The sequence below is a fragment of the Leucobacter sp. CX87 genome (assembly GCF_018682295.1).
In the GTDB taxonomy this organism is placed as follows: domain Bacteria; phylum Actinomycetota; class Actinomycetes; order Actinomycetales; family Microbacteriaceae; genus Cx-87.
The window spans coordinates 163,073-180,991 of record NZ_JAFIRI010000005.1 but is presented as its reverse complement, the minus strand read 5'-3'; the positions used below and the strand labels follow the sequence as shown (position 1 = coordinate 180,991).

The 17,919-nt window shown below is 67.1% G+C and carries 16 protein-coding genes; 5 read left to right on the top strand and 11 right to left on the bottom strand.

Annotation, left to right across the window (positions count from 1 at the left end):
* Positions 1–22: 22 nt before the first annotated feature.
* The 4 genes from KOE53_RS07975 to manA all read right to left on the bottom strand — a co-directional run bounded on the left by KOE53_RS07975 (position 23) and on the right by manA (position 6,318).
* Positions 23–1,447, bottom strand: coding sequence for a DUF5719 family protein (locus KOE53_RS07975; RefSeq protein WP_188045651.1), 1,425 nt, complete (start codon positions 1,445–1,447; stop codon positions 23–25).
* Positions 1,440–4,487 carry a glycosyltransferase gene (locus KOE53_RS07970; protein WP_188058077.1) on the bottom strand — a complete coding sequence of 1,016 codons (3,048 nt, stop codon included), beginning with the start codon at positions 4,485–4,487 and terminating at the stop codon, positions 1,440–1,442. Before KOE53_RS07970 ends, KOE53_RS07975 begins: the two co-directional genes overlap by 8 nt.
* Positions 4,488–4,544: 57 nt before the next feature.
* Complete coding sequence (locus KOE53_RS07965; protein WP_188045649.1) at positions 4,545–4,856, bottom strand: WhiB family transcriptional regulator; 312 nt, start codon at positions 4,854–4,856, stop codon at positions 4,545–4,547.
* 124 nt (positions 4,857–4,980) lie between these two features.
* Entirely contained in the window at positions 4,981–6,318 is a 1,338-nt protein-coding gene (gene manA / locus KOE53_RS07960) for a mannose-6-phosphate isomerase, class I (RefSeq protein WP_188058076.1), read from the bottom strand.
* A gap of 64 nt (positions 6,319–6,382) precedes the next feature.
* On the opposite strand from manA, the gene KOE53_RS07955 reads away from it, so the two are divergent.
* A complete protein-coding gene (locus KOE53_RS07955) occupies positions 6,383–7,768 on the top strand; it encodes an O-antigen ligase family protein (protein WP_188058075.1) in 1,386 nt (461 codons plus the stop codon).
* Positions 7,769–7,844: 76 nt separating this feature from the next.
* A complete protein-coding gene (locus KOE53_RS07950) occupies positions 7,845–8,243 on the top strand; it encodes a hypothetical protein (protein WP_188058074.1) in 399 nt (132 codons plus the stop codon).
* 16 nt (positions 8,244–8,259) lie between these two features.
* Here KOE53_RS07950 and KOE53_RS07945 read toward each other — a convergent pair whose 3' ends face one another.
* Genes KOE53_RS07945 through KOE53_RS07935 form a run of 3 tightly spaced genes read right to left on the bottom strand, consistent with a single transcriptional unit; the run spans position 8,260 to position 11,777 of the window.
* The gene (locus tag KOE53_RS07945) at positions 8,260–9,270 is read right to left on the bottom strand and encodes an ABC transporter permease (RefSeq protein WP_188058073.1); all 1,011 of its coding nucleotides are present in this window, start codon (positions 9,268–9,270) and stop codon (positions 8,260–8,262) included.
* Between the two features lie 17 nt (positions 9,271–9,287).
* The gene (locus KOE53_RS07940) at positions 9,288–10,763 is read right to left on the bottom strand and encodes an ATP-binding cassette domain-containing protein (protein WP_188058072.1); all 1,476 of its coding nucleotides are present in this window, start codon (positions 10,761–10,763) and stop codon (positions 9,288–9,290) included.
* A gap of 24 nt (positions 10,764–10,787) precedes the next feature.
* The gene (locus KOE53_RS07935; RefSeq protein WP_188058071.1) at positions 10,788–11,777 is read right to left on the bottom strand and encodes a sugar ABC transporter substrate-binding protein; all 990 of its coding nucleotides are present in this window, start codon (positions 11,775–11,777) and stop codon (positions 10,788–10,790) included.
* Between the two features lie 252 nt (positions 11,778–12,029).
* Here KOE53_RS07935 and KOE53_RS07930 point away from each other — a divergent pair, with 252 nt between their 5' ends.
* Positions 12,030–13,166, top strand: coding sequence for a histone deacetylase-like amidohydrolase (locus KOE53_RS07930; protein WP_188058070.1), 1,137 nt, complete (start codon positions 12,030–12,032; stop codon positions 13,164–13,166).
* On the opposite strand, the gene KOE53_RS07925 is transcribed toward KOE53_RS07930, so the two are convergent.
* Both KOE53_RS07925 and KOE53_RS07920 read right to left on the bottom strand, forming a co-directional pair.
* A complete protein-coding gene (locus tag KOE53_RS07925) occupies positions 13,141–13,677 on the bottom strand; it encodes an Lrp/AsnC family transcriptional regulator (protein ID WP_188058069.1) in 537 nt (178 codons plus the stop codon). The genes KOE53_RS07930 and KOE53_RS07925 overlap by 26 nt on opposite strands.
* A gap of 63 nt (positions 13,678–13,740) precedes the next feature.
* Positions 13,741–14,742, bottom strand: a complete 1,002-nt coding sequence (locus tag KOE53_RS07920; protein ID WP_353055610.1) for a glycosyltransferase family 2 protein — start codon at positions 14,740–14,742, stop codon at positions 13,741–13,743.
* An 84-nt stretch (positions 14,743–14,826) separates the two neighbouring features.
* Between KOE53_RS07920 and KOE53_RS07915 the strand changes: the two genes are divergently transcribed.
* Complete coding sequence (locus KOE53_RS07915) at positions 14,827–15,555, top strand: glycosyltransferase family 2 protein (RefSeq protein WP_188058067.1); 729 nt, start codon at positions 14,827–14,829, stop codon at positions 15,553–15,555.
* Positions 15,552–15,923, top strand: a complete 372-nt coding sequence (locus KOE53_RS07910; RefSeq protein ID WP_188058066.1) for a DUF2304 domain-containing protein — start codon at positions 15,552–15,554, stop codon at positions 15,921–15,923. The genes KOE53_RS07915 and KOE53_RS07910 overlap by 4 nt, the downstream gene beginning before the upstream one ends.
* Here KOE53_RS07910 and KOE53_RS07905 read toward each other — a convergent pair whose 3' ends face one another.
* Both KOE53_RS07905 and KOE53_RS07900 read right to left on the bottom strand, forming a co-directional pair.
* Positions 15,924–17,042: a glycosyltransferase family 4 protein gene (locus KOE53_RS07905; RefSeq protein ID WP_188058065.1), complete on the bottom strand. Its 1,119-nt coding sequence runs from the start codon at positions 17,040–17,042 to the stop codon at positions 15,924–15,926.
* Positions 17,039–17,851: a glycosyltransferase family 2 protein gene (locus KOE53_RS07900; protein ID WP_188058064.1), complete on the bottom strand. Its 813-nt coding sequence runs from the start codon at positions 17,849–17,851 to the stop codon at positions 17,039–17,041. The genes KOE53_RS07905 and KOE53_RS07900 overlap by 4 nt, the downstream gene beginning before the upstream one ends.
* Positions 17,852–17,919: the final 68 nt, after the last annotated feature.

Below are 17,919 nucleotides of genomic sequence, written 5' to 3'. Positions count from 1 at the left end.
TCCCGCGCCGCCCGCACCCCGGCTAGCGCGGGTAGACCGTCAGAGTGCTCGCGCGCTCGCGCGGCGGCTCGATGGAGTACGTGGCGATCCCCGGTCCTTCAACCATCGTGATGGCTGCGTAAATCGGCGCGTCGCTGACGATGGTCAGGGCCCGTCCGCGCTCCACCGGCACCTCGACTGCGGCCCCCGCGGGCACCCGCACCAGGGTCGGCTTGGCGAGTCCGAGCAGCCCGGCATCGGGCTGACGCGACACCGCGACCTCCACCTCGGTGGTTCCGGTGTTGAGCAACGTCATCGAGACCCCGGGGGCGTTCACGACCGGAACCGCGGCGGTGACGCCCGCTGCGATCACGCCAGCGGGCGAGAACCAGGCGAGGTCGTGCGCACGACCAACGACAGCCGTGCCGCGCACGCCACCGACGACGGGGACATCGGCGGTGACGACAATCCCGCTAAACGTCGCGTCCCAATGTTCGATCACCGTCTCGCTGACCACCCCGGCCGTCAGCGTCGCCTTCCCGACCACCGTCGACGACCCATCAGCGTCGACCGCCCGGATCTCGGCGGTGCCGTCGGCGCTGCCCGGCGCGAGCACGCGCACCGTGACGGGGAACTCGTCCATGTCGTGCGCGTCGGTCGCCGTCTGTGCGTCGTCGCTCGTGCGCGTCACACCGGGGAACGCCAACACCTCGGTGGGCGAGAACTGCGCCATCACGGTGTCGACTCCCACGGGGGTGATGTCGCGCGTCTGTGCGACGCCGAGGGTCGCGGTGACCGCGGCCCCGGTGCTCAACACGCGCGCGGCGAGCTGGGCGCGATCGGGGGCGTAGCCGTTGAGCGAGACGGTGCGTTGACTCCCGGCCGGTACGAGCACCCCCGCGGTCTGCACCTCGTCGACCGGGCCCGCCTCGTCGAAGAGCGAGATGCGAACGGTCGCGGCGACGTCCCCGGGGTTGCCCACCGTCAGGGTGGTCGCGGTGCCGAGACGTGTGTCTCCGCCGACGAGCCACTGCTCATTGGCGGGCTCGCCGCAGGCGCTGGCGGCGATGCCTGCGAGGCTCTCGGTGTCGATGCGCTGCACCTGGGCCGCCGCGAGCAGTTCGTCCGCGGACGCCGCGGTGAGGACGGTGGCTGCGTTGTCGCCAGCCTCGGTCGTCAGGGTGCGGGTCTCGCCGGGCTCGCCGGCGACGCTCAGCTCTGCCGCGCCCGTGGGCAGCGAGGCGCCGGGGCGAGTGGGGTCGACGCCGAGCTCCATGAAGGGTCCGGCGCAACTCAGGTCGCGCCCCGCGCCCTGCGAGGTGTCGACGGTCATCGCGACCGCGCCGCGAGAGATGGTCGGCAGCGTGATCGTGCCCACGGCGACGACGGCGCCCACCGCGACAACTGTGATGGCCAGTCCGACGACGGCTCGCCCACTCGCGCGAAGCCACTGTGGTCGCTCACTCATGGTCGGCTCCCTTCGAGTCGGTACGGTTCTCAGTAACGGGTGTGGGTGCGGACGTGGCCGAGGCTCCAGGATCGCCCTGGGCCTCATCCGCACTGACGCTGTCGCCCGCTGCCTCGGCCGGCGCTGCCGTCGTAGCGGGCGCAGCAGGCGCAGCAGGCGCAGCAGGCATCGCCCCCTCAGCGGGCGCGGCCGGCGCCACAGCCCCGCCGCCCGGTTCGCCCTTTCGGGGACGCCGCGGGCGCCGCTCAGGACGCTCCACGATGTCACCTGTGGGCAGCGCGAGCAGCACCATCGCAGCGAGCATCGCGATCTGGGCCCACCAGAACGGCATCGCGATCAGGGGCGCACGGGCATCCACGTTCTCGGCGACGGGCTCAGCGGGCACTTCGACCCGCCACAGCAGGCCGGAATCAGTCTCTCCGGCGCTCGACAGCGCCGCGTTCTGATCGAGCGCGCCCTGCAGCGTGCCGCGCTCGAGCTCGGCGGCCCCGTCCGAGATGTCGTCGTTCTGGAGCAGCACGACGAACTCGATCCGTTCGGCGGCCAGCGCATCGCGCAGGTCCTCTCCGCCGGTGCTGGCGAGCTGGCCGACGACGGTCGCGATCCGCTGCTCTTCCGCGGACAGGGTGGGCTGCACACGGGCGGTGCGCACCGTGTCGAGTCGGGTGCCCGATCCGCGCTCGATCTCGGCGTGGACCGCGTGCTCGCCGACCGCGCTGAGCACGAGGGTGCCGATCTCGGGGTCGAGGTTGCCGGCCGCCTCGACGAGCGCCGGTAGTCGCCCCGAGCCGGGCTGCACGGCGGACTGCTTGAGCAGCAGGTGGGCGGCGACGGGCAGCACCGCGAGGACGGCGCCGATGGCGGCGACCGCGACGAGCGGCGCGGCGGCCTTGCGCAGCACGCTCACCCCCGAGGCGGCGAGGGTTGCGAGGCCGATCCAGAAGAGGGCGATACCGGATCCGGTCCAGATCGAGAGCGGCTCGGCGCCGACCGAGGTGAGCTGCACCTGCGCCGAGGCGATCGCGGTCGCGAGGCCGAGGCCGGCGGCCAGGGCGCCAAAGACGCTGACCCGCACCGGGGCCGTGTACAGGCCGAGCGCCGCGAGCAACGCGAGCGGAGCCATCAGGAGACCGACCAGCAGTGTCGTGGGCGCGTTGCCGAGCCCGATCATCGAGAGCAACGGCGCCCAGCCGTGCAGCCCGAACTCGGGGAACCCGATCATCAGGTGCCAGGGGTTTCCGGGCGTAAACGCGGGGCTGAGGCCGGGGTCGAGCATCAAGTCGAGCGGTCGACCCGTGCGGATCGCGTGCAGGGCAAGCGGCGCAAACAGCGCGAGGGGGACGAGCGCGATCGAGAACACCTTGCTCAACCCGCGCGGCGAGGTGCAGGCCCCGACGATCAGCAGCACAATGGCGGCGGGGATGAGCGCGGGCGCGCAGGCGAGCACGACGCCGGCGAGCAGCGAGGCCGAGCCGGCCCAGCTCCACGATTCACGTGCGCGCGACGCGGCAATCAGCAGCCACGGCAGCGCGATGACCACGATCACCGTGGGCAGTCGGCCAGCGTCGAGCGAGCCGAGCAGCACGGGGCTCAGGGCCCAGGCCCCCGCGCCGATCGCGCGACCAGCGGGGTGCTCGGTCACGCGGGCGGCCCAGTGCCAGCCGCCGAACGCGGCAAGCGGAATCGAGAGCGCGAGCAGTAGCACGATCGACAGGCTCGGGTTCCAGAACGTGAGCGTGCCGAGCGTCGCCAGCACCCATGCGTACGGGTCGGCCGGGCCCTCGGCGGTCCACTGCGTGTTCCGCCACAGCTCAGCGACGCTGTCGCTCAGCGGGGCGATGCCGCCGCCGCTCACGACGTCGGTGCCCAGCAGCCACCAGAACAGGGCCGCGGCGGCGACCAGGGCGCCCAGCAGCACACCGAGCCCTCCGGTCGAGACGAAGTGCAGCTCGGGGCGGGTGCGACCCTGGGCCGCACGCAGCGCCTCGCGATCGATCATGCGCGCGGTGCGCACCGACTTCGGGTCGACACGCAGGGGGCGTACGGCGTCCCAGCCGACTGACCGATCCTGTTTGATTCGGTGTCGCGCGCGCGCGACCGCCCCGGGGCGGAAGAACACCCGGAGGGCGGCGGAGAGCTCGCCCAGCATGTTGCCGGGCTGCTCACGCAGCAGCGCCCACACCATGCGCAAGACCCCGATGAACGGCAACGCAATCCAATAGAACGGCACGAGCGCGGCGGGCGCGTAGGCGAGGCGGCGGTGCAGGGCGGAGGTGCGGGCCTGCCGGTGAGCGGTGCGAAGGACGGATCGGCGCCGATCGATGTGCGGGCCGGCGACGCCGATTTGCGCGAAGCGGATGCGCGAGTGCGGGGCGACGATGACGCGGAACCCGGCCAGGCGGGCGCGCACGCTGAGGTCGAGCCCGTCGTCGTAGACGGCGAGGGCAGGGTCAAAACCGCCGAGGCGCATCCACACGTCTTGGCGCACGAGCATGCCGACGGGGCCCACGCCCAGGGTGTCCTGCAGGTGGTCGTACTGCTCTTGATCAAGTTCTTGCCGACGCAGCTTCCAACGGCTGCCCGTGCGGGTGAGGCTCTGCCCGAGCTCGATGATGCGCTCGGGGTGTTCCCAGTCGACGAGCTTCGGCCCGGCAATCGCGACCGATGGGGAGCGCTGCACCGCGGCGATGATGTTCGCGAGCGCCTGGGGCTCGGGCGCCGAGTCCTCGCTCAAGAGCCAGATCCAGTCGCTCTCGGAGGGTGAACCGGCCTGGTGCGGGGCTCCCGCAGCGGGGGGCGCGCCGACCGCTGCGGCGACGCCGAGCGCGACGGCCCGGCCGAAGGACAGCTTGCTGCCGGTCGAGACCACCCCATCGACCGCGGCCGCGTTCAGGCGGGCGGCGAGGGCGTCCCCGCCACCATTGTCGACCGCGATGATGCGGTCGGGGCGGCGGGTTTGGGCCGCGAGCGCCGCAAGGGTCTCGTCGAGCCAGTGGCTGCCGCGCTGTGCGACCAGGATGGCGGTTACTCGTGTAGGCATAGCGCCTTCACCCTAAGCGCCGACACCGCGGCGAAACCGACGGCGTGCCGGGAAGCGTTAGATCGCCTCGCGGCGGAGCTTGCGGCGTTCGCGCTCGGAGAGGCCGCCCCAGATGCCGAACCGCTCGTCATTCGCGAGCGCGTAGTCGAGGCATTCGGATCGCACTTCGCAGCCCTCGCAGATGCGCTTGGCCTCGCGGGTCGAACCGCCCTTTTCAGGAAAGAACGCCTCGGGGTCGGTCTGCGCGCAGAGCGCGTCACCTTGCCAGGAGAGCGCTTCGTCGTCGATCTCGGGTCGACGCACACCGGGAACGCCGAGTGCGACCGGATCGACAAACCAGTTTGAGGGGACGGGGTGCTGCTGAGTCATGCGGTCCTTTTCCTCTCATCTGGCACATTCCGCCGGTCTGGCGAATCGGCTCCTGCTAATTACACCCGTGTGATTCGCTCAAGTCAAGCCGGGGATCGTAAACCCTCAAGTGCGGGTTGAGGATTCACGACACGCTGAGGCTCGAATTTCGGTCCGGCCAGCCGTCGCCCACGGTCGCTAAAAACGCCTCGCCGGCCCCCGTGAGCACGATGGGCTCGCCCGCCGAAATGTAGAGGGACTGGCCTCGGCGCACGCCCGCGACCTCTTGATAGGTGTCGCTGTCGCGCTCGACCCGGATGCGACCAGCGGTCGCGACGAGCACCAGCGGGTACGGCGCCTCGATCGAGATCGACTCGGCGCAGCCGCCCAAGCCGCGTTCGCCGCTCTCCCCTACTCGGGCCCGCATCAGGCGAAAATCCGGCACGGGCGGCTGCCAGACGACCAGGCCACGCACCGGGCTCTCCCCCTCGATTCGCGGGGACTCCAGTCGATCGGCGTCCATCACGCGGGAGAGTTCGTCAATGTCGACGAGCTTTTCGGTGAGCCCCGCGCGCAGCACGTTGTCGGACGCGGCCATCACCTCGACGCCGATGCCGCCCAGATAGGCGTGCAGTTGCCGGGGCTCCAAAAACAGGGCCTCTCCCGGTTCGAGGCGCACGAGGTGCAACAGCATGGAGATCAGGATCCCGGCGTCACCCGGGTGAGTCTGGTGGATGGTCGAAATCACCGAGACCCGCTCGGGGTCGATGTCGAGCACCGGCGCGCCCTCGTCGCCGGCCCCCTCCGGCTCCGCGATCCTGCCCATCGCCCGCTCGCTCGCAGCGGCGAGCGCGACCGTGGTCTTCCAGACGACCGCCGACACGTCCGGGTCGGCGTCGAACATCCAGGCGAGCGCCTGTCGCCGTGCGCCAGCCGCGTCGCCGCGCCCGTGCAGGCGTTCGGCGAAGGCGGCCAGCAGGTCTCGCCCCTCGCCCGGCGAAAGTACGAGGGCGAGCGCGTGGAGGTCGCGTCGCACGTCGCGCAGGCGCCGAAACCCGCAGAGCGCGTTCACTCCGTGGCCGAGGGCGACGAGCATTTCGGGCTTGTGGTTCGCGTCTCGGTAGCGGCGTTCGCGGGCGTCGACCGGCACGCCGTCGGCGTCCTCTGCGGCGAAACCGCGCGCGGCCTGCTCGAGGTTCGGGTGCACCTGCAGGGAAAGCGGTTGGCCGATGCCCAATATCTTCAACAAGAACGGGAGGTGCGCACCGTCGACGCCGTACCGTTCGGGGTCGCTCTCGATCAAGTCGATCAGCGTGTGCACGACGGGGTTCGCGTTCGCCACCTGGGCGGGGCTGCCCGGGTGCGCGCCGAGCCAAAGCTCGGCCTGGGGCTCGCCCGTGGGCGCCACTCCCAGAATTTCGGGCAGCGCGTTTGCCGACCCCCACGCATAGCGCAGCGGGGTGTTCTCGATGAAGACCAGCACTCGCGCTCCCGGACTTGGCAATGCCTCGCAATTTCAGCGCGTGGCCACGGCCTACACTACCCGTATGGCGGATTCGAAGACCCGACTGGGACTGAGTGCATACGCGGGCACCGTCTTCTTTGTCACCCTCGGCGGCAATGGCGTGCGCAACGCCCTCGGCTGGCCCGGTTTCCTCGCGGTAGGCGTCGCTCTGGTCGGCATCGGGCTCTGGATCATGATCGCACGCAAGCCCGAGCGTTTTCGCTGGTATCGCCTGCCGGCGCCCCTGACCCTTTTTCTCACCCTCGCGCTCGTCTCGGTGGCGTGGTCTGCGTATCGCCCCGAGACGCTGCTCGGCAATCTTGCGCAGCTCTCGACCACGCTGCTGGCCCTCGTGCTGGCCTTCACGCTGACCTGGCACGAGGTGCTGCGCACCCTCGGCACCGCCCTGCGCTTCCTGCTCGGCCTCTCGCTCCTCTTCGAACTCTGGGTCGCGATCTTTGTGCGCGAGCCGCTCCTGCCGTGGTGGATGGACGCGCCCGAGGGCAAGGTGTCGCCGCTGCTGTATTGGAGTCGCGACCTGCTGTTCAGCGGCGGCCCCATCCAGGGCCTCGTCGCGAGCTCCGTCCTGCTCGGCTTCCTCGGCCTGCTCGGCGTCATCGTGTTCGCCGTGCAGCTGCGCGCCGGGCTCGTGCGCCCCGTCGCCGGCTGGTTCTGGCTGGCGATCGCGTTCCTCACCATCGCGCTCACCCGCGGAGCCACCGTCACGGTCGCCCTCGCCGCGGTCGTCGTCACCCTGCTCTTCGCACTCTGGGCGAGGCGGGTTGGCCCCGAGCGACGGGTACCCCTCTACGCGACCGGCACCGCGCTGATCGTGATCGCCGCCACCGCGACGCTCTTCGCTCGCGACTTCGTGTTCGGGCTGCTCGGCAAGAGCGGCGACCTCACGGGCCGCATGGAAACCTGGCAGAAGGTCGCGGACCTCGCGGCCCAGAAGCCGTGGTTCGGCTGGGGCTGGGTCAGCTACTGGGCGCCCTGGGCGGAACCGTTCAAGAGCCTCGACAAGAAGGCCGGCATCCAGGTGATGAGCGCGCACAACGCGTGGCTCGATGTCTGGCTCCAGCTCGGCGTCGTCGGGCTGATCCTGTTCGCCATTCTGGTGTTCCTGACCGTGTGGCGCGTCTGGTTCCGCGCCATCGACCAGCCGCGGCGTGGCCACGGCGCGCCGCTGCCCTACGCCACGTCGGCGCTGTTCCCGTTCCTCATCGTGATCGCCTTGCTGGTGCAGTCGCTCACCGAGAGCAGGATCCTGGTGGAGGGCGGTTGGCTGTTGCTCGTCCTCTTCGCGGTGAAGTCAAAGACCGACTACGAGGTGCCCTCACAGCTCGGCGAACCGCAGGCATTGCCGTGGCGGCGCGTGCCCCTCAGTCGCGACAGTCGCCCCACTGCTGGCAACCACTCCGTCAGATAATTGCCCGCGGCCGCTCAGCAGAGGCGTGACAAGATAGAGCCCACTGCCACCGCGCGATCGAACGGCCACGGAATCCATGCACCTCACCACCCAGCGTCTCCTCGAGCTTCGCGCTGATGCGCGCCTCGAGCGAACCACGATGATGGAAACCCGGGGACGCCACGGAGAAGACCCGGCGGTCTCGATGGAACAGATGTCGAGCATCGACGTGATTGTGGTGCTCAATTTGCGCGACGAGCTGCTCGAGCAGGACGGGAAGCTCGCCGAGTTCAACATCACACGGCTCATGGGCCGCGTCCCGGGGCCCGACGGCGAGAAGTACGCGCACATGGCCGATCAGGTCGAGTTCGAGATCCTGCGCGAGATCGCGCTGGACTGCCCGCCGCTGACGCAGGCCGTGTGGGAGCTCGCGGGCAGGTTGCGTGTGGTCGGCGCCCAGACGGAGCCCGAGGCAGGGGCCGAGGCACAGCGCTAGCGCCCCGGCCCTCCCGCTATGCGGCGGGGACCGGATCCGGTTCCGTCACCGCTTTCTTGCCGAGCCTCGCCCACGACTTTCGAATCATCTTCTGAATCGAGCTGTCGAGCGCAACCGCGACGATGAGGGTCGCACCGACCAGGATGGTCTGCAGGAATGGCGACGCCTGCATGAAGACGAGGCCAGCGCGCAGCACGCGGAAGAAGAGCAGGCCCGCGACGACACCGCTGATGCGCCCGACGCCACCCTCGAACGCGACGCCGCCGAGCAGCACCACGGTCAGCGCCTCGAGCTCGAGGCCGCTGCCAATGTTCGGGTTTGCGGACTGCACCTTCGCCGAGAGCATCATGCCGGCCAGCGCCGCGAACGCGCCGCTCGCGACGAAGAGCAGGAAGCGCGAGCGCTCGACGCGCACGCCCATCAGGCGCGCGGCACGCTGGTTGCCGCCGATGGCCTTGATCTCTTTGCCGAACTTCGTGTGGTTCAAGACGTACCAGCCAAGTGCGATGACAATCACGAGCAGGACAATCTGAATCGGCACGGGGCCGACCTTCATGGTGCCGATCGCGCGGAAGCTCTCGGGGAGGTCCGAGCGGGGAATCGTGCGCCCGCCCGACATCATGAGGGCGAAGCCGCCCCAGACGCTCAGGGCTCCCAGGGTGACCACAAACGAGTTCAGCCCGAGGTACGAGATGAGGAAGCCATTGAGCGCGCCGGCGACGATGCCGGTGGCGATCGCCGCGGCGAAGCCGAGCAGGGCCGATCCGGTGCTCGCCATCGTCAGGCCACCCATGACCCCCGCTGCGGAGGCAATCGAGCCGACGGACAGATCGATCGTGCCGGACATGATGAGGAAGGCCGCGGGGATCGCGATGAGCCCGAGCTCCGCGGCCTGCATCAGGATGCTCTGGCCGTTCGCGAAGGTAAAGAAGTTGGGGCGCAGGATGGAAAAGACCGCGATCAGCACGACCAGCGCGAGGAAGATGCCGTTCTTGGCGGCGAAGATCTTGAGGCGTTCGGTGTTCATCAGGGTGTGTCTTTCTGTCAAGAGCGGGCGGTGACGCCGAGCGAAAGGAGTGAGGCGAGCAGTTCCTCGTTGAAGGCGGCCGAGCGGGGGAGCTCGCTAAGGCTGTCGCCGAGCAGCGTGTAGGCGCGATCGCACATCGAGGCGATTTCGTCAGACTCGCTCGAGGCGACGATGACCGCGGCGCCCCGGCTGGCCGCCGCTCTCGCGGCCTCGACGATGTCGAGTTTGGCGCCGACGTCGACGCCCTGCGTCGGCTGGGCAAGGATCAGGAGGGTGGGTTCGGAGGGGTAGAGCCAGCGAGCGAGCAGGTGCTTTTGCCGGTTGCCGCCCGAGAACTGCGAGACCTCGGCCTCGCCGAGCGGGCCGCGAATGTCGAGCGCCTCGCGGGCCTTCGCGTAGACCTCGGCGCCGGACTTCGCCGACACCCACCAGCCGCGGGCGCGAGTGGCGCCGTACCAGGGCAGCATCACGTTGTCGATGGCGGTCTCCGAGCCGATCAACCCCTCGGTGTCGCGGTCCGGCGGCACATAGAACACGTGCTGGGCGATGGCATCCGCCGGGCTCGAGAACCGTGCGGGCGTGCCGCACAGCTCGTACTCCAGCGCAACCTTGGCCGCGGCGCCCGCGAGTTGCGCGGCGAGGTGGAACTGCTCGCCGCCGGCCATGCCGAAGAGCCCGACGACCTCGCCCGAGCGGGCCGTGATCGGGCCGCCCGGCGTATCGACGCGCAGGATCTCGGCCCCGGGGGCCACGTGCTCGAAGTCGAGCGAGCGCAGGTCGGGCACGAGCGCCTCGGCGAGTTTCGCCGGAGTGAAGTCGGTCGATGGCGCGTCCACGACGAGCCTGCCGCCGCGCAGCACCACGACGCGCGTGCAGACCTCCATGATGTCGGGCAGGCGGTGTGACACGTACAGCACGGCGACCCCTTCTGCCGCGAAGCGCTGGATGAGCGCGTGCAGCGCGTCCGTCTCGGCCTTGCCCAGCGCTGCGGTGGGTTCGTCGAGCAGCAACACCTTCATCTCGCCCGCGAGCATGCCGCGCGCGAGGTCGACGAGCTGGCGCTCGCCGAGGCCCAGCGCCTCGACCGGCATGTCGAGCGGCAGGTCCGCGCCGACCGCGAGGAGGGCCTTCCTCGCCCGCTCCCGGCGTTCCGCGGCACGGAGCGTCGGGCGGGCGAGGAAGAGGTTCTCCAGCACGGTCATATTGGGGGCGAGCGCGGGCTCTTGGTAGATCACGGTGATGCCGTGCTGCGCGGCAACGCGGGGGTTGAGCTTGCCCTGTACCGGCACGCCGTCGATCGAATAGCCACCGCTCGTGGCCTCGATCACTCCGGTGGTGACGTTGAACAGCGTGCTCTTCCCCGCGCCGTTGTGGCCGAGCAGGCCGACGATCTCGCCGGGGCGCACCGCAAAGGTGACGTCCTCCAGCGCCCTCGTCGCGCCAAAGTCAACCGTGACGCCGTCGAACGAGATCCGCTCCGTTGCCTGACCCATCGTGATCCTCTCGCCCGCGCCGTGCTACTGGTTTGCCAGCAGGAACTGGTCGGCGTTCTCGCTGGTGACGAGCGTCACGGCGACGGTCTGATCCTCGACCGGCTTGCCCTCAGCCGCGTCGATCATCATCTGCGCAATCGACTCCGCCAACTCGCGGGTGCTCGTGCCGAAGCTGAAGCGCCAGAACGAGTCCTTCTGGCCGATGACCTCGAGCTCAGCGTCCGTGACGTCGAGGTTGCCGAGCAGGATGCCCTCGTCGGTCGGCGAGACGCCCGCGTCGGTGAGCGCCTGGTAGGCCCCCAGGGCCGGGTCGCCGGCGATCGCCAGCCAGACCTTCGTGTCGGGGAAGGCGTTCAGCTGGTTCTGCACCGCGGCATAGCCGTCATCGAGATTCAACACCGAGTGCTCGTTGATGTTGAGATTGAGCCCTGATTCGTCGAGGGCTTCCATCATGCCCTCGCCGCGCAGACGGCCCAGGTCGGTGTCGGGGTATCCGAGGAAGCCCACATCGACCTGCTCGTCGCCGTACTTCTCCTTGATCCACTTCGCGGCTTCCTCGCCAGCAGCGAAGCCGTCCTTCTTGTGGTCGAACACGACGGCACCCTGGACCCCGTCCCAAGTGCTGCCGTAGCCGAGCACCGGGATGCCGGCGTCGGTGGCCTGCTGGGTGACGGCCACCATCGCGTCAGACTGCACCGGGTAGCCCGTAATCGCCTTGATGTCTCCGCGGACGATCCAGGACTCCCAGTCCTGCACCTGCGTCTGGGCGTTCCACTTGGGGTCGTCGGTAACGAATTCGTAGCCCGCATCGGTGACCGCGGTCTCCATGAACGGGAGCATGTCATTCCAGATCTGGATGTCGAGGCCGGCAAAGCTCATCGCCAGCGCCCCTTTGCTGTCGGCACCATCGGCGCTTCCTCCAGCGGCGTCCCCGCCCGAGGCGCAGCCGCCGAGGGCGAGCGCTGCCGCCGAAGTGAGGGCGATTGCGCCCAAGACTTTACGCATGCGATTCATCTCAATGACTCCCTTGTCTGTGATGGGTGACGTGCAGAGCCCGAGAACACACTCGCTTTCTGCAGCGTTGACTATAGGACCACAACCAACCTCACTTCGTCAACAAAATCACCATTTCAATGTTGATTCGTTATTCTGAGCACCCATTTGACTTGTGATTTGTCACTCATTCTGAGTTATCGTTACTCGCACCGGCAGCCACAACTTGGCAGCCCCACGGCAAAACCACTCATTTCTGGGAAGGAAATCGCAATGACGCGAAAGACTGGCTACATCTGGCACGAGCAGTACGCCTGGCACGACACCGGCACACACGCGGGAGTATTCCCCTCCGGTGGGTACGTCCAACCGCTTGCAAACTTCGAGAGCCCAGAGTCGAAGGCCCGCATGGCGAGCCTGGTCGAGGTCTCGGGCATGATCAACAACCTGACCCGCATCAAGGCCACCCCGGTCACCGACGAGGACCTGCTGCGCGTGCACACCCCCGAGCACATCGAGCGCATTCGCACCCAGTCCGACACGACCGGAGGCGACGCCGGTGACGGCTTCTCCCCCTTCGGCCGCGGTTCGTTTGAGCTCGCAAAGCTTGCCGCGGGCGGCACGCTCGCCGCCGCCGAGGCCGTGCTGGCCGGCGAGGTCGACAACGCGTACGCGCTCGTGCGCCCGCCCGGGCACCACGCCGAGCCCGACCAGGGGCGCGGATACTGCCTGTTTGCCAACGTCCCCGTCACCATCGAGTCGCTGCGCGCCCGCGGCCTCGTGCAGCGCGTCGCGATCTTTGACTACGACGTGCACCACGGCAACGGTGCGCAAAAGATCTATTGGGAAGACCCGAACGTGCTCACCATCTCGGTGCACCAGGATCGCCTCTTCCCGGTCGACTCGGGCATGGCCGATGAGCAGGGCGGTGGCGCCGGCCTCGGCACCAACATCAACATCCCGCTGCCCGCAGGCTCGGGCGACGGCGCCTACTGGTCGGTCGTCGACAACGTCACGATTCCCGCCATCACCGCGTTCCAGCCCGACCTCATCATCGTCTCGAGCGGCTTTGACCCGTCGGCGATGGACCCGCTCGGGCGCATGAGCGTCACCTCGGGCGGCTTCCGCGGCATGGCCGAGCGCCTCGTGGGACTCGCCGCCGACGTCTGTGACGGGAAGATCATCTTCTCGCACGAGGGCGGGTACTCCCCCGTACATGTGCCGTTCTGCGGCATCGCGGTCCTTGAAGCCTTGAGCGGCGTCGAGTCGGGCGTGCAGGATCCCGTGAACATCACCGTCGGCCAGTCGCCAACTCGCGAGATCCTGGCGCACCAGACGGAGGTCATTCAGCAGTCGGCCGAACTCGCCCGAGCGCTTGGACTCGTTATAGCGGACCAGTCGCCCCGGTAAGCGGGAAGATCGGCCGATGCGTGTGCACCGAGTCGTAGACGAACGTCTCGATCCTGGACACCCCGGGCACCTCGCGAATTTCACGATTAATCAACGTGAAGAGGGCCTGGGGTGTTTCGGCGTACACCTCGACCAAGATGCTGAATCGGCCCGATCCCAGCACCACGTAGCGCACGCCGTCGTACTCGCTGAGCCGGTCAGCAACCTCATCGATGTCGCCCGAAACCTCGATCTGCAGACCAGCAACCGACTGCAGCCCGACTGCGTATGGGTTCGTGATGCCGATGACCTTGACGACCCGGTTTTCTTCCAGTCGCTTCACCCGGGCGCGGGCGCCACCAGGGGTCAGCCCGACGGCGGCGGCGAGGTCGGCGTAGCTTGTCCGACCGTCGCGTTCGAGCATCGAGAGCAGCTGCTCGTCGATGTCGTCGAGCGAGATGAAGGTCCGCTGGCCCACGGTCCACCCCAGGTGGTTTGCTTCATCGTTGTTGCTCTTGCGATTTTGACCCATGCTCGCAGTATGGCAGCTGTCGGAGGGGTAGCCGCAAGGGCTTGCGGGTGATCTGGGTCGCTGCTACACCGGCTGCAGGAGGTTGCGCACCGCGTCCTTCAATCCCGTGCCGTACTTGCTATAGCGGCCGAGCCTCAGCTGGCGGAAGATTGGCGCTGCCCGCAGGATCCGGGCTTCCGGGTATGCCTGCCGCGCCTCTTCGAAGGCGAGTTTTTCCCGGGCGGCCTCGACGTACTCTGCGGGAACGTTCGGAAGCGCCTCGAGAACCGGGGGGAGCTCTTGAGCTCGCCGATAGAGCCGCAGATTGCGCTCGGTGCGGGGTTGAGCGAACATGCCGAGCTTTCGCCGCAGCGTCATCTTCTGCATGCCGACTTGGTTGCTGTCGTGTTGGCGATAGTCGGTCAGTGACTCGTCGTGCATGCGCACGCCGTCATGCGCAGCCGCGATGACCGCCAGCCATTCGTCGTGCAGCCAAGTTGTTGGGAACGGCACTGCCTCGTCTACGAGCGTGCGGCGCAGCATGACGGTCGCGCCGGTCGCCAGGTTGCGCCGCAGGAAGGCGCGGTACACCTGGCCTGACTCGACGAGCGCGCGCTCCGCAGCGCTCATGCCGTTCGCCTCAAAGAGGTCGTGACCGAGATACGCGCCGGCGTCGTCGACCTGGCGCGCATTGCTGAAGACGTACAGAACTTTGGGGTCATCGAAACGCGCGGCGAGGCGCTCGATCCGCTCCGGGTGCCAAACGTCGTCCTGGTCGCACAGGGCGACGAGCTCGCCCGTGGTCGCCCGCAGCGCTTGCTCGAAGTTCTTGGTGACCCTGAGGGCCGGGTCATTGCGCAGCACAATTAGGTTCGGCGCGGAACCGGTTTTCTCTCGGTGCGCGGCAACGGCTCGTTCGACAATCTCTACGGTTCGATCCGTAGACGCATCATCCGACAGCACAAGCTCGTCGACGGGCCGCGTCTGCACGAGGATCGAGGCGATCTGTTCGCCGATGAATTGCTCGCCGTTATGGCTGCCGAGGGCGACGGAGATGCGGGGAGAGAGCGTCGTATCAGGATCCACAAGGTCCATTCTCGCGGGAAGTCGCGCAGTTCGCATGCTCGGGGGGCCCGCGCGATGCGGTCCAACGACAAATAGTATGTTCACATGGACTCATCTCTGGATCACGTATTGATCGTGATGCCCGCGTTTAACGAGGCAGCGGTCATTTCAGAGGTCATTGCCGAGGTTCGATCGACATTGCCCTCGGCGCACATACTCGTTGTGAGCGATGGGTCGACAGACGACACCGTAGGCCTTGCAAAGACGGCAGGGGCAGTTGCCCTCGCGCTGCCGTTCAATCTCGGTGTCGGTGGCGCGATGCGGCTGGGGTTTCAGTACGCAAAGTTGCATGGCTATACGGTTGCCGTGCAACTGGATTCCGACGGTCAGCACAATCCCGCTGACGTTCCGGCGCTCGTCTCCGCGCTCGCTGGCTACGACGTCGTTATTGGCGCAAGGTTCGCGGGTTCTGGTGACTACGAAGTCCGTGGCCCACGAAAATGGGCAATGCGATTTCTGTCGAGCACTCTCAGTCGCGCCCTCGGTACCGAGCTCACCGACACCACCTCCGGTTTCAAAGCCCACGGGCCCCGCGCGATCCAGGTCTTTGCTCGAAATTTTCCGGTCGAGTACCTCGGAGACACCGTCGAGGCCCTCGTAATCGGGCATCACGCTGGACTACGCTTCGGCCAGCGAGGAGTAGCAATGCGTGAACGGGCAGGCGGAACTCCGTCACACAACCCGAGTCGCTCAGCGATCTACCTCTTCCGCGCCCTCCTCGCGCTCACTATCGCATTTCTTCGACCCAAGCCAAAGGCAAGCCTCAACGCATGACACTCGCAAGCTATCTACTGGGAATTGGGGCAGCCCTACTGGTCCTGGTATCTGTTTTTGAAATGTTGCGCCGCGGCCAGCTGCGCGAACGGCACACGCTCTGGTGGTTGACGGCAGGCATCATCGGCCTTGTCGTCGGGATTTTTCCCGACATCTTGAACTCGGCTGCCCAGGTGATCGGAGTGGAAGCTCCAATCAACCTCGTGTTCTTCCTGAGCATTGTTGTGCTTTTCCTCGTGTGCCTTCAGCAATCGAGCGAGCTTACCCGAGCCGAGAACCGGTCGCGGACACTGGCCGAACAGGTTGCGTTGCTCGACAATCGCCTGGAGCGAGTAGAGGACGAATTGTCCTCTCGCACGCGGCCCTAGCTACAACGAGTTCGGCGCACGCCCCAGCAGCTGGCCACATACGTCCAAGTACTCATCCGCTCGGGCAGTCCACGTCCAGGACTCAATAAGCTCGGGCGAAGCTCGTTCTGGAGGCTCCTCCAGCAAAGCAATGGCAGCTTCTTCAAGCGCGAGAACATTGCGCTGACGTGCAATGCGCACTGGAGCCCCCTCATCAAGGAGCGTTTTCGCACCGGGAACCGGATATGTCAGCACTCTGCCCCCCTCCGCAATCGCCTCAAGAAGGGTCGTTTGGAACCCCTCGGAAAGCACAGTCGGGTTCACGAGCGTTGCGCCGCGAAGCACGTCACGAACCTCGGACGGATCGATCCGTCCGCGAACGTTCACGTCGTTTCCGAGCGCAAGTTCGGTGATTGAATCCATCAGCGCGCGCATATCGGCTCCATCGCCAAGAACTTCGCCACGCACTTGATACCCCCGAGCCCGGAGCCTGCGAAGGAGCTCCAGATAGTCGCCCCAGCCCTTTCCCGGGACAATTCGCCCCACAAACACAAACTGCTCCGGTCGACTCAGGGCCTCCTCTGCCGGACGTTCGTACAGGGTGATGGCGTTGTAGAAGAGTTGAGCCTTGACACCTGCAAGCCGCTCAACGAAGGCACAGACCTCCTCAGACACCCCGAGGACACGATTCGCCCCGCGCAGCACCGCTCTCCCAAATGTGCGGTCAACCATTCGGCTCGCCGCCGAAATGATCCTTGAGCGGCTCGCGACATAGTCGCTTCCATGTTCCGTGTGAACAACTGGCACTCCCAGGCGCTTCGCCACTCGGAGCCCGACAAAACTCATCGGGAAAAACCTGGTGTGGGTCGAAAGAATGTCCACCCCTCGTGATCTCAAGTATCGCGTGATTCTGCGGCGAGTACCCGGCAGCGGGAATCCGAGCACCCCGCCGATTTGGGGGGTTTCTCGGAACGTGTGCACTTCGAACCCGCGCAACGTCCGTGTACCTGAACGCGCTCCAAGGTCGAGCACAATAACCTCATGCCCCCGCGCTACGAGTTGTTCCGCGAGAGAGGCAATGTGGTACTCCATCCCTCCAACCTTCGGCAGAAAGTTGTTGACGACAAATGCGATCTTCATCCGCGGACTCGCCGTCCGACGTACATCATCCACTGCTGGGCCTCCCACCAGACCCGCGCACGAAAGATGCGTGCTCTGGACAACCCAAGCGTCACGCCCAACGCCCGGCGCTGTCGCGCAATGATGCGAACGTAGCGCCCATTGGGGAGCACCGCGCGGCTGAGCTGAGCGGCATGAAGCCGGTAGTCGGTCAACGTCTTCGGGAGCACCGCGATCGGGCCCAGCAGACCCAGCCTTAGTAAAAGGTCGTAGTCCTCCATCTGATTCATGGTGAGGTCGTACCCTCCAGCGGAGCGCACCGCGGACATGCGTGCCATCCAGGACGAATGCGGCGCGACATTGAGTTTGACCAGCTGCGGACGAACATCGACCCCTTGGGGCAAGGCAAACTTGCCAATCCTTCGACTGCGCTCGTCGATCCAGTCCACCTGTGAACTGACGAGAACCGTTTCCGGGTTCCCCTGAAGCCACGCCTGTTGCAGTCTGAGCCGATCCGGGCGCATGACATCGTCAGCATCCAAGCAGACGAGATACTCGCCTCGCGCGGCATCAATCCCCGCCTGGCCAGCACCCCCTGGACCGAGCGAGGCTGTCGTGGAGAGCACTCGGACCCGCTCGTCTTTGGCATACACCCAACCTGTCGGGACTTCGGCTCCGTTGTTAAAAACGGTAATGATCTCAAAGTTCGCCGCATCACTGTCGAGGACCGATGCGATTGCCTCGTCCAGCCACTGATCGACCCGTCCGATAGGAACGACAACGCTCAAGAGCCCCGGGATTAGATCAGTTCGCTCGAGGTCGTCAGTCATATTGGCCAGGATATCCCAAGACCCCACCGAGGCGGCAGCTTGGCGAATTGCCCGCGCGGTACGATACC

Coding starts and splice junctions, on each gene's coding strand:
- KOE53_RS07945 (WP_188058073.1), bottom strand. CDS start 9,270: ATGAACACCGAACGCCTCAAGATCTTCGCCGCCAAGAACGGCATCTTC.
- KOE53_RS07950 (WP_188058074.1), top strand. CDS start 7,845: ATGCACCTCACCACCCAGCGTCTCCTCGAGCTTCGCGCTGATGCGCGC.
- KOE53_RS07915 (WP_188058067.1), top strand. CDS start 14,827: ATGGACTCATCTCTGGATCACGTATTGATCGTGATGCCCGCGTTTAAC.
- KOE53_RS07935 (WP_188058071.1), bottom strand. CDS start 11,777: ATGAATCGCATGCGTAAAGTCTTGGGCGCAATCGCCCTCACTTCGGCG.
- KOE53_RS07910 (WP_188058066.1), top strand. CDS start 15,552: ATGACACTCGCAAGCTATCTACTGGGAATTGGGGCAGCCCTACTGGTC.
- KOE53_RS07900 (WP_188058064.1), bottom strand. CDS start 17,851: ATGACTGACGACCTCGAGCGAACTGATCTAATCCCGGGGCTCTTGAGC.
- KOE53_RS07965 (WP_188045649.1), bottom strand. CDS start 4,856: ATGACTCAGCAGCACCCCGTCCCCTCAAACTGGTTTGTCGATCCGGTC.
- KOE53_RS07970 (WP_188058077.1), bottom strand. CDS start 4,487: ATGCCTACACGAGTAACCGCCATCCTGGTCGCACAGCGCGGCAGCCAC.
- KOE53_RS07940 (WP_188058072.1), bottom strand. CDS start 10,763: ATGGGTCAGGCAACGGAGCGGATCTCGTTCGACGGCGTCACGGTTGAC.
- KOE53_RS07925 (WP_188058069.1), bottom strand. CDS start 13,677: ATGGGTCAAAATCGCAAGAGCAACAACGATGAAGCAAACCACCTGGGG.
- KOE53_RS07905 (WP_188058065.1), bottom strand. CDS start 17,042: ATGAAGATCGCATTTGTCGTCAACAACTTTCTGCCGAAGGTTGGAGGG.
- KOE53_RS07975 (WP_188045651.1), bottom strand. CDS start 1,447: ATGAGTGAGCGACCACAGTGGCTTCGCGCGAGTGGGCGAGCCGTCGTC.
- KOE53_RS07930 (WP_188058070.1), top strand. CDS start 12,030: ATGACGCGAAAGACTGGCTACATCTGGCACGAGCAGTACGCCTGGCAC.
- KOE53_RS07955 (WP_188058075.1), top strand. CDS start 6,383: ATGGCGGATTCGAAGACCCGACTGGGACTGAGTGCATACGCGGGCACC.